The organism is Ruegeria sp. AP7 (genome assembly GCF_056539905.1).
Window position 1 is genome coordinate 64748 of the sequence record NZ_JBQFVT010000017.1, and the last position, 14761, is coordinate 79508.

The following is a 14761-nucleotide window of genomic DNA, read 5'->3' on the forward strand; positions in this document are numbered from 1 at the left end:
TCGTTTGACTTGCGCGGCTCTTTGAGAAAATAAGCCTCAGGGGAAGGGCTTTTGTTGGCGAATCGGAAACTATGAGGGCGACTTTGCCTTATTTGTGGGAAATGTATTCTTTAACCTTCCCACATTGCTACGGTTCTTGCGAGGCTGGTTTTGTGCTGCCGCACTTGCACTGTAATTTAAGAACCTCAACGCGGTCTATTTCGATTACCCCTACGCCCGGTTGGTATAGCTTATATATTAACCTAAATTACATCCGCCCATTTGAATAGTTATTCACGACTATCCAGACCAGATTTTGCATCCAGACTGCTTGTTCCGGACTAGGTGGCTTCGTTTGTCCGAGATTATTGGGAAGGCCGCGTGGATCACGCCCATAGATCACCATGAAATGCGCCAGAGCAATTAAATAATTTCCTTTGTCGTTAAGATGAATTTCATCGGCAAAGACGTCCGATATATTTTGTAAACCCGGTGCGCGGCCAGCGTCGATCTCATCGTAAAGCGCCGCCATGATCAAGGGCCCCGGGATCATCTGCATTGGAGTTGCGCCTTCCGGACGGTTGGCATTCACATGAGAACGAATTTCTTCCCATTGCGTCATTTCTCGGGATAGTCGTTCGCGGAATTGAATGTGACCTTCAAGGGCTTCTCCATCATGAGGGCTACCAGGCCCACTGTTGTATTCAACCCACGTCGCGTACAAGATAGTCTCCGCCGGACCACCGTGTGTCCAAGCATGTGTAAACCAGCGCAGGGCAACTTCATCAGAATTATGGTATTGACGGATACCAGAAATTGGAATGCCCTCCGTCAAAACCAAAAGATCATAGTTACCAATTTCTTGTTTGGCATCGGGCAGCCCAAAGCCAGGGGAATCACGCCACCGAACTTCCATAGGGCTTCCAGGTATGGTGGAGCGATCAACAACTGCCCCCCATGTACCAGAAATGCGGACCATTTGTTTAATAAGATCAGGGAGTGGATCTGTTAGGCTGTGCCCAGATTGAACTACTCGTGTGCTAAAAGGACGAGCTTTTAATTCCTGACCCACATGAGATGAAGTCGTGAAATCTGACCTCTTGTTTGATGCAGAGTTTTCCGCTGAAGCTTGAGAAGCAACCAAAAGTATTGCAATAAAAATAGACTTTGATGAGAAAGATGACATCTTTGCGGCCGTTATTTTTACCTTATTGCAGATATGTTGGTGGCGTGCCCGATCGGGTGGTCCGATTTAATTGTTAGTGTATCGTTGTCATGGAGTTCACCTTGTATCTAGTCCGGTCGCTCATGCGATCTTTCGGCTAGTTGGCCCGCAGATTCGCTCGGCGTCAAGTTTCCGAGCGAAAGTGGTCATGCACGGGCTCCAACTCTGGCCGTTTGGCAGACGCGTCGCTCGCCGTCTCAGCTAATATGCGTTCCGCCTCTACCTGAGCCAGCGCGCCCGTCCGCGCATCAAGGTTCTGGTTTGAAGTGGAGAAGTTGGCATATCCAACGATCATACCCCATTGCGCTAAAAACAACCGTTTTTACGAGTATTCCAACACTGCCGATCAATAATCGTATCATGCCAAACTACACACCTAAAACAAACGCAGTTCTGTCTACCCCTTCCAAACATGCCTCTGGAGAAAGTTAAAAACCGTATCGCACATGGAGCAGTATCGTTCTTTTGGAAAGTGATCCAATTCCGCTCCAAGGCGACCAAGTGCGAGCAGGCAATAGACGCTCATCTCATATCTTGAGATACAAAGAGACTCTCCATACTCACGCATTATAGTGTCATTGCTTGAAGCTCCAACTCTACATACTGACAAACAAAAGCGCACCAAATCCATGCATGGGTAACCGTCCAAACGCATTCCCCGCCAATCAATAACCGAGAAATCACCTAAAGTAGGGTTAAGGTTCTCAAGTATACGTCGTTCAAAAAATACATTGCCGACCCAAAAATCACCGTGCTGAATAACTGTGATCAATTCTGGTCGTTCTCTTTGAACACTAATGGAAATATTTTGTGCGAATTCTCTTATGTCCTCGGATATATTTGCATCTTGGGATAAGTTAACTAACGGGTTTATGAAAAGCCGATCATACTCTAATGGATCATGCTTTGTTTGTTTGGTTTGCTCCGCAAGGCTTGATAGCCAAGGCGCGACTCTGCTCACCGCCGCCGGCTTCTGAAGGAATCGAATGAATCTATTGTCAGAATATGGGCTTAGTCTAGAAAACACAGCATAGGTTTGGCTGCCGAATTGCCCTTCATATATAGGTCTAGCGATATGCCTGCCGACCTCCTGATCGACTTGCATCGCAACTTCTCGCGCGCATTCAACGTCCATGGCAACGGTTTGACCAAATCTTGGGTTAGCAACCAAAAGAACAGCATCATCAACGCGTCGATTTCCATCAATGTAAAATGCTAGACCGGCGTCCTTCACTCGGTCTTTTCCATCTGGGCGACCAATCCGACGTATGGACGAAACATTGAGCGTTCCACCCAAGGCTCTAGAAGACTGCTCTACTATGTCAATTATATATTTCTCAAAATCCAATTTTCACACTTTCTACTTATGCACCAAAAATTCCAATGAGTTTGCCGTCTGGACATGCCCGCATCGGGTAGCTCGGTTTAATCGTTAGTGCATCGTTGTCCGTAACTCACCTCGTATTTGGTTCAGTCTTCATGCGATTTTTTAGATTTAGGTTAGTTGGGCTGCAAATTCGCTTGACGTCAAGTTTCCGAGCGAAGAACTCGGCTTGAATTCATTGTAATCAGTCCTCCATCTGTTGATCCGGGATTGTGGGCCATCTTGGAGTAGCCCCGTGAAAGTGGTCCACCAACTGGGATAGTTTATACCTCAAATTGGGGGATCATCGATGGCTGGAAAACGAGCGAAGCCCGAAGAGCTTAGTATCGAAGCTTCGGCAAGTTGAAGTTCTGCAAGGTCACGGCATGACGATTGCAGAGGCGGTGCGCCAGATCGGCATGACACAGCAGACCTACTACAGGTGGCGCAAGCTTTATGGCGGCATGGGTCGCGATCAGCTCAAACGTCTGAAAGAACTGGAGAAGGAGAACCAGCGCCTCAGGCGGGCGGTGTCTGATCTGACGCTGGACAAGCTGATCTTGACCGAAGCAGCAAAGGGAAACTTCTGAGACCTTCGCGTCGTCGCCGGTGTATCGACCGGGTGCGGCAATCGCTTGGCGTTTCTGAGCGCCGTGCCTGCCGCACATTGGGTCAGCACCGATCCACACAGCGCAAAACCCCGCAAGGCCGTGCCGACGAAGAGCGTCCAACCGACGATATTATTGAGTTGGCGGGTACACACGGTCGCTACGGTTATCGGATGGTGACCGGTCTGCTCAACAACGCGGGCTGGCATGTTAACCACAGGTGGGTGGAACGGATTTGGAGACGCGAAGGGCTGAAAGTCCCGCAAAAGCAAAAGGGACGGCTCCTGCGTCCGCCTCAGGCCAGAGCGTCCCAACCATGTGTGGTCCTATGACTTCGTGCAAGATCGGACCGCAGACGGCTGGGCCTATCGCAGGCTCAACATCATAGATGAACACACCAAGGAGGCGCTCATGATCCGCGTGGAACGCAAGCTAAACTCCACCGACGTGCTCGATGCGTTGACTGACCTGTTCATTCTGCGCGGCCCGCCGGAATACATAAGATCCGACAACGGCCCAGAGTTCATTGCTCAGAAGGTGCGGGCCTGGATAGCAGCTGTCGGCGCAAAGACGGCATACATTGAGCCAGGCTCACCTTGGGAGAACGGATACTGCAAGAGCTTCAATGCCCGGTTCCGCGACGAGTTACTCAATGGCGAAATCTTCTACAGCCTTCGCGAGGCCAAAGTCCTGATTGAGCAATGGCGCGTTCACTACAATACGGTCAGGCCGCGCAGCGCTCTGGGGTATCGTCCGCCCGCGCCGGAAAGCATCGTCCCAATGGACCAGAGGTCCACAATGCACTAACAATCTACCCGGACCACTCAATGGGGGCAGATCAGCCGGGCTGGCCTTGAAGTATTTGAAGGGATCACATTTCGTCGTGGGAAGACGCTACGCAGCCCCTGCACCGTAGCAACACAAGTTCCTTTGACACTACCCTAAGGGAGACTTGAACGGGTACAACGGGTGTGGGGGTAAGGTGGGGTGATCCTATCGCGTTTTTGACATGGATGCGTCAAAAATTGCTCCTAATTTCAGTGTTATGTGGCCGACCAATATCAGAGGCACAAAGCAAAATCGTTCGGTATCGGAAGCAGAAAAAATGTACAGACCCTCGTTATTCGATCGGATCAGGCGACGACTCCTGCGAGAGTCCATGCGCTATGAAACCCTTAAAGGCAATCATTTCCTTACAATCAGGTCCCGGCCCAAGCGTTCGGATGAGATCGGGTTTTCGGCGAATTCGTCGCCGCGATATTCTACCCAGCCGGTTCTGCGACAAGACAAGTCAGCAATCGTTATACAGGGGCCGATTTGGGCTGGCGATGACTTCACGACAAACACGGTTCGATTGTACAGGGACGCCATGCCAAATTGTGCGATCATTCTGTCGACCTGGAAGGACACACCTGACACACAACTGTCTCCGCTCACCGAACTGGGCGTAGACATCGTCTTAAGCGAAAAACCTGATCAGCCTGGGCCTTTCAACGTCAACATGCAGATCGCCAGCGCATCCGCCGGGATGAAACGTGCCAAGTCTTTGGGAGCCAAATGGGTGCTCAAAACGCGCACCGACCAGCGCTTCCACCACCCCACGTTCATGAACGGCCTGATTTCACTTGCTCAATTATTGCCACCTTCGGGCCAAGCCATCGAAGCCCAAAAACACAGGATTTTTGGTGTAGGCCAAGGCAACTTGAAGTTCGTACCCTACCATCTGGGCGATCAATCCGTGTTCGGCAATATCGACGATATGATAACTTATTGGTCGCCGCCTTATCGCGAAGGGCCACTTCCCGAGGGGTTTCTTACAGATTCCCAAAGCATGTTTCTAGAATTGCCAATCGGTGAATTGTGCCGCCACGCCACGCCAGAAACCTATTTTGCGAGCCAATTCCTTGAAAGTCAGGGGCGTCACCTTGAGTGGACAATAGCCGATAGCTGGGCGGCGTTCAGGGATCATTTTGGAATCGTCGATCAGTGGTCGACCGATTTCTACTGGGTGAAATACCAATCACTTACTCTGCGGGATGGGCTCGGAAGCTACGCCAAACTCACCAATGCAAAAGAGCTGACATTCCTAGAGTGGGCCGAGATTCGATCTGGCGCTCTGCTGCCGGAAGCGGCTGAACCCTATGAGCGCATGCTCGAGGAGAGAACAACGGTCTTTGACCCCGGCTATCCATGATTTGTTGGACAGGTCGACAACAACACTTCAGAGAGCCAAGATGGCAAAGGCTCCGAGTTATTTGAAGAGGAATACCCTTGCGACGTGGAAACATACTTGCACATCGTGGCTTATGGAAAGACCCGACCCAGAAGAACACCGGGCGAGCGCTGCGAGAGGCACTGGAACTTGGTTTTGGCATTGAAACCGATTTGCGCGACGCGAACACCGTCTTGGCAATTTCGCACGACCCGGTTGCACAGGCTGACATGCAGCCCGCCGCACAGTTCTTTGCCGACTATCACGATATTGGATGTGACAGCCGCCTAGCCCTCAATATCAAAGCAGACGGGCTTCAAGCAATGACTACTGTAGAACTGGAAGCCGCCAAGATCCCGGTACAGAATGTCTATGCATTTGACATGTCTGTGCCAGACGCTCTCGGATATATCCGCACTAAGTTTCCAGTCTACACAAGGCTTAGCGAATACGAGTCCTACCCGTCATTTGTTAACGACGCGGTGGGCGTCTGGGTGGACAACTTCAACGGTACTTTTCCGCAGGTGGAAAAAGCGGCGGAACTTCTTGAGCACGGTCTGCGGGTCTCAATCGTTTCATCAGAATTACACGGGCGACCACATGAAGATCTTTGGCAGGAAATCTCCCGGGCGGGCTTAAACACCCATGACCAATTCGAGATTTGCACAGATTTCCCTGAGGACGCGCATCAAGTTTTTGGGACGGACTAACATGATTGAAGCGATACTTTTCGATATGGACGGAGTCCTAATAGAAGCCAAAGACTGGCACTATGATGCCTTGAACCGTGCTCTTGCACATTTTGGCTATAACATCAGCCGCGAAAGTCACTTGTCGACCTTTGACGGTCTGCCAACACGTCAGAAACTCAAGATGTTGTCCAAGTCGCGTGGTCTTCCGGAGGGCCTGCACGACTTTTTGAACACCCTTAAACAAAGCTATACGCTTGAAGTCAGCAATCTGCGTTGCAAGCCAACGTTCAACCATCAATACGCACTCTCCAGATTGAAGGCTGATGGTTTTAAAACGGCCGTCTGTTCCAATTCCGTCCGTCAATCGGTGGAAGAGATGATGCGTCTATCGGCATTGGACGGTCATATCGATGTGATGGTTTCAAATGAGGATGTGAGCAAAGGCAAGCCGGACCCCGAAATGTACCTCTCAGCGATGGCCCATCTTGATGTAGCGCCCGAAAATTGTTTGATTCTTGAGGACAACGCTCATGGTATCCAAGCTGCTTTGGCCAGTGGCGGGCATCTGATGAAAATTGGCGTGCCAGAGGATGTGACCTACTGCGCCATTCAGGAATGCATCAAAGAAATTCAATTGAAACAAGGGGTCTGAGCATGCAGATACTGATCCCCATTTCTGACCGAACGCCCTTCTTTCCGAAAGACGAGTACTTCTTCCCGAAGCCGCTCGTCGAGGTTGCGGGCCAGCCAATGATTGAGCTTGTGGTCTCCAGTTTGAGGGATGACTTTCCCAAAGCCGATTTCATCTTTGTGATCGGCAGCGAAGACATGATCGGGTTTTCCCTCGACAAGGTCATCAGGCTCGCCGCAGGTAAACCTGCCACTGTTGTCGAACGGATTGGTGAAACGTCGGGTGCCCTGTGTTCCTGCCTGTTGGCTACTGACGTAATTGATCGTGACCGTGAGTTATTGATCTTCAACAGTGATCAAGTCATCAACGACAATCTTGCCGCCCATGTCAACCAATTCAAAAGTGTTGGAGCAGACGTTGGCGTTGTTACATTCAGTTCCGTTCACCCCCGATGGTCTTATGTCGTTGAGGGCGAAGGACAGGAGGTGGTCCAGGCGTTCGAAAAGAAAGTGATGTCACGTCGCGCTGTAGCCGGCACATACTATTTTGAGAAAGCAGAGGATTTTGTGCAGGCGGCGCAAAACGCGATCTTGAAAGACGCGAGTTTGAACGGGCTGTTCTATATCAGCGCGTCGTTGAACGAAGCGATTTTGATGAACCGCCGCATTGTCTTTTCATCGATCGATGCCGAGGATTATCACAGCTTCTTCGAACCTGCCCGCATCGTTGCATTCGAACGGTCGCTTTCCGCATCATCCACAATAGAAAATGCACACACGAAGCGAAGGGTCCGTTTGATTGTCCCAGCAGCAGGTGAGGGTAGCCGCTTCGCCAAGGAAGGCTGGAAAAAACCGAAACCCTTTATAGACGTGATGGGCAAGCCAATGCTCTTGCATGCGGTCGAAAACCTGTCACCACCGAACGCGAAAACCACTGTTCTCCTACGGAAATCCCATATTCTCGAACAGGCTGCCACAGTCTTCGAACTGCAAAACGATGGAGTGAATGTCATTCCTGTTGACCATTTGACCGAAGGAACTGCTTCGACAGTACTATTAGCGCGCAGCCAGTTTGACGATGATGTGCCTATGTTGGTGGCCAATTCAGATCAGCTCGTTGATTTTGACGTATCAGACTTTGTGCAGGATTGTTTTCGGCGTGAGCTGGACGGCTCCATTCTGGTTTTTCGTGATCCCGCCAAGGATCCAAAGTGGTCTTTCGCACGGCTTGGAGAAGATGGCCTTGTAGCGGAGGTGGCAGAGAAAAAGCCGATTTCGGACTTAGCCACTGTGGGTATTTATCTATTCGCGCGTGGGCGAGATTTTGTCGGCGCCGCTGTCGATATGATGGCGGTCAATGAAAGGGTGAACGGCGAATTCTACACTTGCCCGGTGTACAACTTCATGATTGCAAACGGTGCACGTATCGGAGTTTACGAAGTGCCTACGGATGCGATGCATGGTCTGGGAACGCCCGCCGATCTAAAGCACTACCTTTCCCAGAAGGGAAGGTGGCCATCGGAAGACGCTCCGGATTGATGCGGATCGTTGTACCACTGGCAGGGCCAGATTTCGTCCGCGAAGACGGAAGCGTGAAAGCTGAGCAGGCGGTCGACGGTCAGCCTATCCTGCGCCAAACACTTAACACCCGTCCTTGGGCCAAGATGGCAAGCTCGTCCGATTACGTTTTTGTCATGGCTGACCGTGTTGAAACTCGCGCTTTTGCTGCGGCTGCGTTGAAGGAATGGTATCCAGACGCTGCTATCGTGTTTCTTAGCCGCTACACAAATGGCGCTGCATTGACCGCACTATCGGGCGTCGCTCTTAGCTCTGACGACGACGGTCCACTGATCGTTGACTTAGCGGACATCCTCTATGAGTGCGACATCGATCCGTACGCCGTATTCAACGCCCATCCGGACTGCGGCGGGATCGCTCTCTGCTTTGAAAGTGACTGGCCCGGCTACAGCTATCTACGTCTGGACGAGGAAGCAAGCTTTGTCGAAGCCGCCGAGAAACGCGTGATCTCCAAAAATGCATCGGCCGGGACCTATCTCTTTTCGAGGGCATCGGTGTTTCTTCAAGCTGTTGCTCATGCATTGGAGAATGGTGAAGCGCAAAAATTTAATGGACTGTATTACGTATGTCCCCTTTTCAATGGTGTGCGAGCAGCAGGTTTTAAAGTAAAGCTTCATCGGGTGTCGAATGTCATCGACATCAAACAAGGAGATTGAAATGCCCCACGACATTCGGGGATTGACACTTCAATATGTCTCTTCGTTCGACGCACGAGACCTTGAACGCGTTCATGGCTTGATGGATCCGGGATTGTGGGCCATCTTGGAGTAGCCCCGTGAAAGTGGTCCACCAACTGGGATAGTTTATACCTCAAATTGGGGGATCATCGATGGCTGGAAAACGAGCGAAGCCCGAAGAGCTTAGTATCGAAGCTTCGGCAAGTTGAAGTTCTGCAAGGTCACGGCATGACGATTGCAGAGGCGGTGCGCCAGATCGGCATGACACAGCAGACCTACTACAGGTGGCGCAAGCTTTATGGCGGCATGGGTCGCGATCAGCTCAAACGTCTGAAAGAACTGGAGAAGGAGAACCAGCGCCTCAGGCGGGCGGTGTCTGATCTGACGCTGGACAAGCTGATCTTGACCGAAGCAGCAAAGGGAAACTTCTGAGACCTTCGCGTCGTCGCCGGTGTATCGACCGGGTGCGGCAATCGCTTGGCGTTTCTGAGCGCCGTGCCTGCCGCACATTGGGTCAGCACCGATCCACACAGCGCAAAACCCCGCAAGGCCGTGCCGACGAAGAGCGTCCAACCGACGATATTATTGAGTTGGCGGGTACACACGGTCGCTACGGTTATCGGATGGTGACCGGTCTGCTCAACAACGCGGGCTGGCATGTTAACCACAGGTGGGTGGAACGGATTTGGAGACGCGAAGGGCTGAAAGTCCCGCAAAAGCAAAAGGGACGGCTCCTGCGTCCGCCTCAGGCCAGAGCGTCCCAACCATGTGTGGTCCTATGACTTCGTGCAAGATCGGACCGCAGACGGCTGGGCCTATCGCAGGCTCAACATCATAGATGAACACACCAAGGAGGCGCTCATGATCCGCGTGGAACGCAAGCTAAACTCCACCGACGTGCTCGATGCGTTGACTGACCTGTTCATTCTGCGCGGCCCGCCGGAATACATAAGATCCGACAACGGCCCAGAGTTCATTGCTCAGAAGGTGCGGGCCTGGATAGCAGCTGTCGGCGCAAAGACGGCATACATTGAGCCAGGCTCACCTTGGGAGAACGGATACTGCAAGAGCTTCAATGCCCGGTTCCGCGACGAGTTACTCAATGGCGAAATCTTCTACAGCCTTCGCGAGGCCAAAGTCCTGATTGAGCAATGGCGCGTTCACTACAATACGGTCAGGCCGCGCAGCGCTCTGGGGTATCGTCCGCCCGCGCCGGAAAGCATCGTCCCAATGGACCAGAGGTCCACAATGCACTAACAATCTACCCGGACCACTCAATGGGGGCAGATCAATGCGTTAAGACATTTCTGTCGGAGACGGCCGTTGAAGACTTCGATATACGCATTATCTGTCGGTTGTCCGGAGCGCGAGAAGTCCAATTCCTTCTTGTCAAGATAGGCCCGTTGGTCGAGTAACCGACCTGCAAACTCCGGGCTGCTTCCGACCCGAATACTTCTGAGTTTACCCTTGATCCGCGCCAACCTACCCAGTTCATTGATGACTTGGTGGGTGCGGATTTTGTCTTCGCAGCCTTCGCGAGAGCTTCTCTCGTAAAGCGGTCGACGATGGTCAAAATCCGGAATGGTTTCTCGTCTGTTAGCCGATCGAACATGAAGTCCATTCCACAAACGTCGTTCATGTCGTCAGTCTCGGTTAGGACGAATCCCCGATACACCCATCCCGGCATAGACCTTCTTCCAGCGGTAGAATGTGGTTTCGGCGATCCCCACCTTGCGGCAGATCTCACCAATCATTATGCCAGCTTCCGCTTGCCTTAACGCAAAGGTAATTTGTTCACTGCGGAAGCATTTCTTCGGCACAGGTACACTCCCCTCGTGCCAGAATGTACTCAAAATTTGCACTCAGCCCGGACCAGTTTCAAGACCAAAAAAATGTGGTCGTATTACCTTTAGGGCGCGTCTGATAAGACAGTCTAGTCTCCCCTTTTTCCAAAGCTATACGCTGTGTAATGGGCCTTGAAGCATGTAGGTAGCGTCAATCGCCGAATTTTTTACCTGCAATCAGATGCATGATCGGCTGCCATCTTTGTATAGCAATTCACTCACAAGACGGCATCTTTAGAGATCTCCCCAACTTTCAACCAAGATCGTTACTGTTGCTTGATCTGTATTGCCGTCCTCATCGGTAACCCAATACTGAAAGCTATCTGTGCCAACGAAACCATCATCAGGCTGGTACAGTAGCAATTGATCGTCTGACTGCTGTACGGTACCGTGTTCTGGAGTGCTCAGGCCTTGGATAATTAGGTCAAGGCTTGCTTGTGATATGTCATTATCTAGAACATCAATTGTGACTGGCTGGTCTTCATGGGTGCTGACGTTATCATCGTTGGCATCTAGCTCGCCGGTAGTATCGATGTCCTGATCATTATCTAGAAGAACATCTGCACTTTGTTCGGAAGCAACGCCACTCCATTCATAATTTGAGACGACATCTTGTACCATATCTTTTAGATATGTTGCCAATTCGGGGCTCGGTATTTGATCTACCGGCTGATTTGGATTTAATCTTATCGGCACGTCACTCAAGTCAACTTGATGGATTGTTGCAAGTTGCATAAGCGAGATCATATACCCACCCAGGTGATTGGGGTGCACACTGTCGCTAAAGAAATCCTGAAAACTATCAACCCCCGGCACTAATCCTGCTTCTACATCGTCGTAGAGGCGAGCCATTACGAGATGGCCGGGTATGATATAGACAGGCGGAGCACCATCAGACAGGTTGGCGTTGGCGTATTCTGCCATCGCTTCCCATTCTGTTCCATCATAATCCAGCCGCTCTCTAAAACTTGGGTTGGTGACATCTAGGTCAGGCCAGACAGAATATAGCATTGTCGCGGCGCCATCGCCGCCGTTACCATTTTCCCAAGCATGGTTAACCCATCTAGAAAATTCCTCATGCCGCTCTTGTCGATATCCGTCAACAGGATAAAGAGCCTCTGGGTACACATCGTTGCGTTCGGTAATTACCAAGAGTTCAAACTGACCGATATCTACCCAAGCGTCAGGGTTGTCATAAAAATGGCCCCCATTTTCGTGGTGCTCACGCCGAGCCGACATTTCGCTCCCTGGAAGCGTAGAGCGTGAAACATTTGCGGAGCCGGGATCAACACTGTTAATCATCGCATTCAAGCCCCAATAGGTATTGGTATAGATGTCTGTCAGACTATGACCGCTATGCACCTGTTTAACGCTGAGAGAATAGCCTTCTTGAATACCACTACCGGTGTTGTCGTCACCACTGCCTGTGTTGTCGTCACCACTGCCTGTGTTGTCGTCACCACTGCCTGTGTTGTCGTCACCGCTGCCGGTGTTGTCATCACCGCTGCCGGTGTTGTCATCACCGCTGTCTGCGCTGTCGCTAGGGCCGCCATAGCTGAGGTGATCGGAAGTTAGAACATCACGAGTCCAGTTGCTATCAGGGCCTTCCCATTCCAGCTCCAAAACCTGACCGCCACCCCATTCATAGTATAGCAGCTCGATCTCATGAGCTCCGGCGCCTAACTCAAGTGTTACGGATTGCTCTACCGCTGCATGCAAACCATCGTTATCAATGACAGGTTTGCCGTCGATATAGAGTGCGGAGCCATCGTCAGAAGTTAGATAGAACGTATAAGTACCGGCCTTCTGGATGTTGACATACCCGTTATAACGAGCTGCAAACATATCCTGAGGCCCGCCCTCCCAGAAGGCTTCTCTCCCCCGTGAGTAAATCTGATCAACCGTCCCTGTTGCTGTGGGTGCTGCATCAAAATCGATCTCCGAAAGACCGTCTACCCAGTCAGTGATAATAAAGTACGAGGCCAGCAGGCCGGGCTTTCCAACTGGCGCGGTGTGGTCACCGCCGCCGCCATCTGCGTTGTCACCATTGTTGGTACTGTCGCCGCCATCTGCGTTGTCACCATTGTTGGTACTGTCGCCGCCGTCTGCGTTATCACCGTTGTTGGTATCGCCGTCACCAGTGCTGACGTTGTCAACGTTACCGTCTGTCCACCATGGGGCATTATTTTCGTTAAATTCTACGATCGCATCCCAGCGGGCTGTGTCGTCATCTAGGTGACGAAGGGCTCCCCAACTTCCCCATTTACTCTCAATGGCAACATCAACAAAGGCATTAAAGAGCGTGCCGCCAGCGTCTCGCCACCCTTCAAGAAGTTCCGTATATAGAACTCCCATCTCGTCAGTGTAATTGAGATAATTAAAAAACTCCTTTAGTTGTTCGTCATTTACCCACTCACCCACGCCAACAATATGAGACCCACCTTCATACATAACCAACTGCAGGCCGCGCTCTTCAGCAACTTGGGCATGATATTCAAATGTCTGAAACAGCTCGTCGAGCGTTCCCTTCAAATCACCAGTTACGGAACCAGTGCGTAGCTCTTGAATGGCTAGTGATGTTGCATAATCATATTTGTGAGTTTCTATATATTGATTTCGCACGTCCCCTGTCAGCCCTAGGTCATCGGCCTGTGAGATTGCGCGTGCAGTAGATGTATTAATCCATTCTTTCACAATAGGAGCTTTGTCGCGCCCCAAGGCTCCATCAAAATAGCCTGTTACAGCATAGGCATCTACATGTGTATAAGGTGCACTATTGTTCTGGGGGTCATCTGCAACCCAATTTGGCGCATCTAGAAGTGGTCTTTCTAACCCTTCCCAGCCGGTTTGCGTCGAAATAACCTTGGTTAAGCGATCGCTGGGCTCATTCGCGTACACCTGATCTAAAATCTGGGCCATCTCAACAACTTTAGTGCCTTGGAATTGTATCCAAGCGTCGCCCTGATCCGGCCACAGTGTAGAGCCCTGCTGATTGGCCCACTGGGCTTGTTCAAACTGCCAATTCCATACTTCATTCGAGTATTCAAAATAGGCCGTTAGCCTCGGATCCAAGTTATCTCTTACGTATGTCGCGAACTCTTCAATGTATTCGGATGTAGCGAGGTGTGGAATATTGAACCAAGGATCAGTGCCAGTTTGATTGGCTAGCTCAACCATAACTTCAAGAGGAACGCCACCGATTTTACTGACCCAAGTGAAACTGTCAGGTGTTGGGCGATCACTCCATTCTGTTTGTTGTGACGCATTTGTCCCCATCCAATCCATGAATCGTAAAGAGCCCATATTTTCAATTAGGGATACCCAGTTGGGATTAAATATTTCTCCATTTTCATGGGCTTCAATATTGCCTTCATGCACAACAGATATGTTGCGGATATGGTTTCCGTCTTCATTTGTTGAAAGTATGTTGAGACCAATCAAGTTTGATCCAGTTGGAGTATAGTCGAACCAGATCTCACCATCACTGTATTCTACGTTTGTGGCGCCAATAACGACGAGTTCTCCCTCGCCCTCATAACTCAACCGATAACGACCGCCTAAGGACACTGCTTCAACGGGCATATCGGTCAGTAGAACAGTCCCTATACTGTCCAGCCTTTCCGGAATCTCAGTTGGCCAACCATTGTCATCTAGAATACCAGCATCCAGAAGATCTTGATAACTGGTTCCGCCAAATTGCCCATTTTCATGTCCGACCCAGAGTCGTGCTGTTTTAAACGCATCAATGAAGGGCTGTTGAGTTGACCAATCGGTCACGCCATTTAAGCCTAGACCGATTGAACCGCCGCTTTCACCACTACCGGTGTTGTCATCACCACTACCGGTGTTGCCGTTACCACTGCCGGTGTTGTCATCACCACTACCGGTGTTGCCGTTACCACTGCCGGTGTTGTCATCACCACTACCGGTGTTGCCGTTACCACTGCCGGTGT

At 50.9% G+C, this 14761-nt stretch carries 9 protein-coding genes and 2 pseudogenes; 7 read left to right on the top strand and 4 right to left on the bottom strand.

Going from position 1 to position 14761, the window contains the following annotated elements; translation table 11 throughout:
• Window positions 1–247 precede the first annotated feature (247 nt).
• Both ACR0KN_RS20665 and ACR0KN_RS20670 read right to left on the bottom strand, forming a co-directional pair.
• Window positions 248–1165, bottom strand: coding sequence for a hypothetical protein (locus tag ACR0KN_RS20665; protein ID WP_480656208.1), 918 nt, complete (start codon window positions 1163–1165; stop codon window positions 248–250).
• Window positions 1166–1601: 436 nt separating this feature from the next.
• The gene (locus ACR0KN_RS20670; RefSeq protein ID WP_480656210.1) at window positions 1602–2552 is read right to left on the bottom strand and encodes a protein kinase family protein; all 951 of its coding nucleotides are present in this window, start codon (window positions 2550–2552) and stop codon (window positions 1602–1604) included.
• A gap of 325 nt (window positions 2553–2877) precedes the next feature.
• On the opposite strand from ACR0KN_RS20670, the pseudogene ACR0KN_RS20675 reads away from it, so the two are divergent.
• The 7 genes and pseudogenes from ACR0KN_RS20675 to ACR0KN_RS20705 all read left to right on the top strand — a co-directional run bounded on the left by ACR0KN_RS20675 (window position 2878) and on the right by ACR0KN_RS20705 (window position 10221).
• Window positions 2878–3982 (top strand): annotated as a pseudogene (locus ACR0KN_RS20675) (IS3 family transposase).
• A 352-nt stretch (window positions 3983–4334) separates the two neighbouring features.
• On the top strand, window positions 4335–5369 hold the full coding sequence (locus tag ACR0KN_RS20680) for a WavE lipopolysaccharide synthesis family protein (protein ID WP_480656212.1): 1035 nt from the start codon (window positions 4335–4337) through the stop codon (window positions 5367–5369).
• Between the two features lie 77 nt (window positions 5370–5446).
• Window positions 5447–6097 carry a PI-PLC domain-containing protein gene (locus ACR0KN_RS20685; RefSeq protein ID WP_480656214.1) on the top strand — a complete coding sequence of 217 codons (651 nt, stop codon included), beginning with the start codon at window positions 5447–5449 and terminating at the stop codon, window positions 6095–6097.
• 1 nt (window position 6098) lies between these two features.
• Window positions 6099–6731, top strand: coding sequence for an HAD family hydrolase (locus ACR0KN_RS20690; protein WP_480656216.1), 633 nt, complete (start codon window positions 6099–6101; stop codon window positions 6729–6731).
• Window positions 6732–6733: 2 nt separating this feature from the next.
• Window positions 6734–8248, top strand: coding sequence for a glycosyltransferase family 2 protein (locus ACR0KN_RS20695; RefSeq protein ID WP_480656218.1), 1515 nt, complete (start codon window positions 6734–6736; stop codon window positions 8246–8248).
• Between the two features lie 53 nt (window positions 8249–8301).
• Window positions 8302–8943, top strand: a complete 642-nt coding sequence (locus ACR0KN_RS20700) for a glycosyltransferase family protein (protein ID WP_480656220.1) — start codon at window positions 8302–8304, stop codon at window positions 8941–8943.
• Window positions 8944–9116: 173 nt separating this feature from the next.
• Window positions 9117–10221: pseudogene (locus tag ACR0KN_RS20705) on the top strand (IS3 family transposase).
• Between the two features lie 386 nt (window positions 10222–10607).
• Here ACR0KN_RS20705 and ACR0KN_RS20710 read toward each other — a convergent pair.
• Both ACR0KN_RS20710 and ACR0KN_RS20715 read right to left on the bottom strand, forming a co-directional pair.
• Window positions 10608–10826 (bottom strand): transposase, encoded by a 219-nt coding sequence (locus tag ACR0KN_RS20710; protein ID WP_480656222.1) that lies wholly within the window; start codon window positions 10824–10826, stop codon window positions 10608–10610.
• Window positions 10827–11042: 216 nt separating this feature from the next.
• Window positions 11043–14761, bottom strand: a 3719-nt coding sequence (locus ACR0KN_RS20715; RefSeq protein WP_480656224.1) for a PA14 domain-containing protein, incomplete at its 5' end; no start/stop codon positions are given.

Bases quoted from the DNA above. Each gene is read 5' to 3' on its own strand.
- ACR0KN_RS20665 (WP_480656208.1), bottom strand. From the start codon at position 1,165: ATGTCATCTTTCTCATCAAAGTCTATTTTTATTGCAATACTTTTGGTT.
- ACR0KN_RS20680 (WP_480656212.1), top strand. From the start codon at position 4,335: ATGCGCTATGAAACCCTTAAAGGCAATCATTTCCTTACAATCAGGTCC.
- ACR0KN_RS20690 (WP_480656216.1), top strand. From the start codon at position 6,099: ATGATTGAAGCGATACTTTTCGATATGGACGGAGTCCTAATAGAAGCC.
- ACR0KN_RS20695 (WP_480656218.1), top strand. From the start codon at position 6,734: ATGCAGATACTGATCCCCATTTCTGACCGAACGCCCTTCTTTCCGAAA.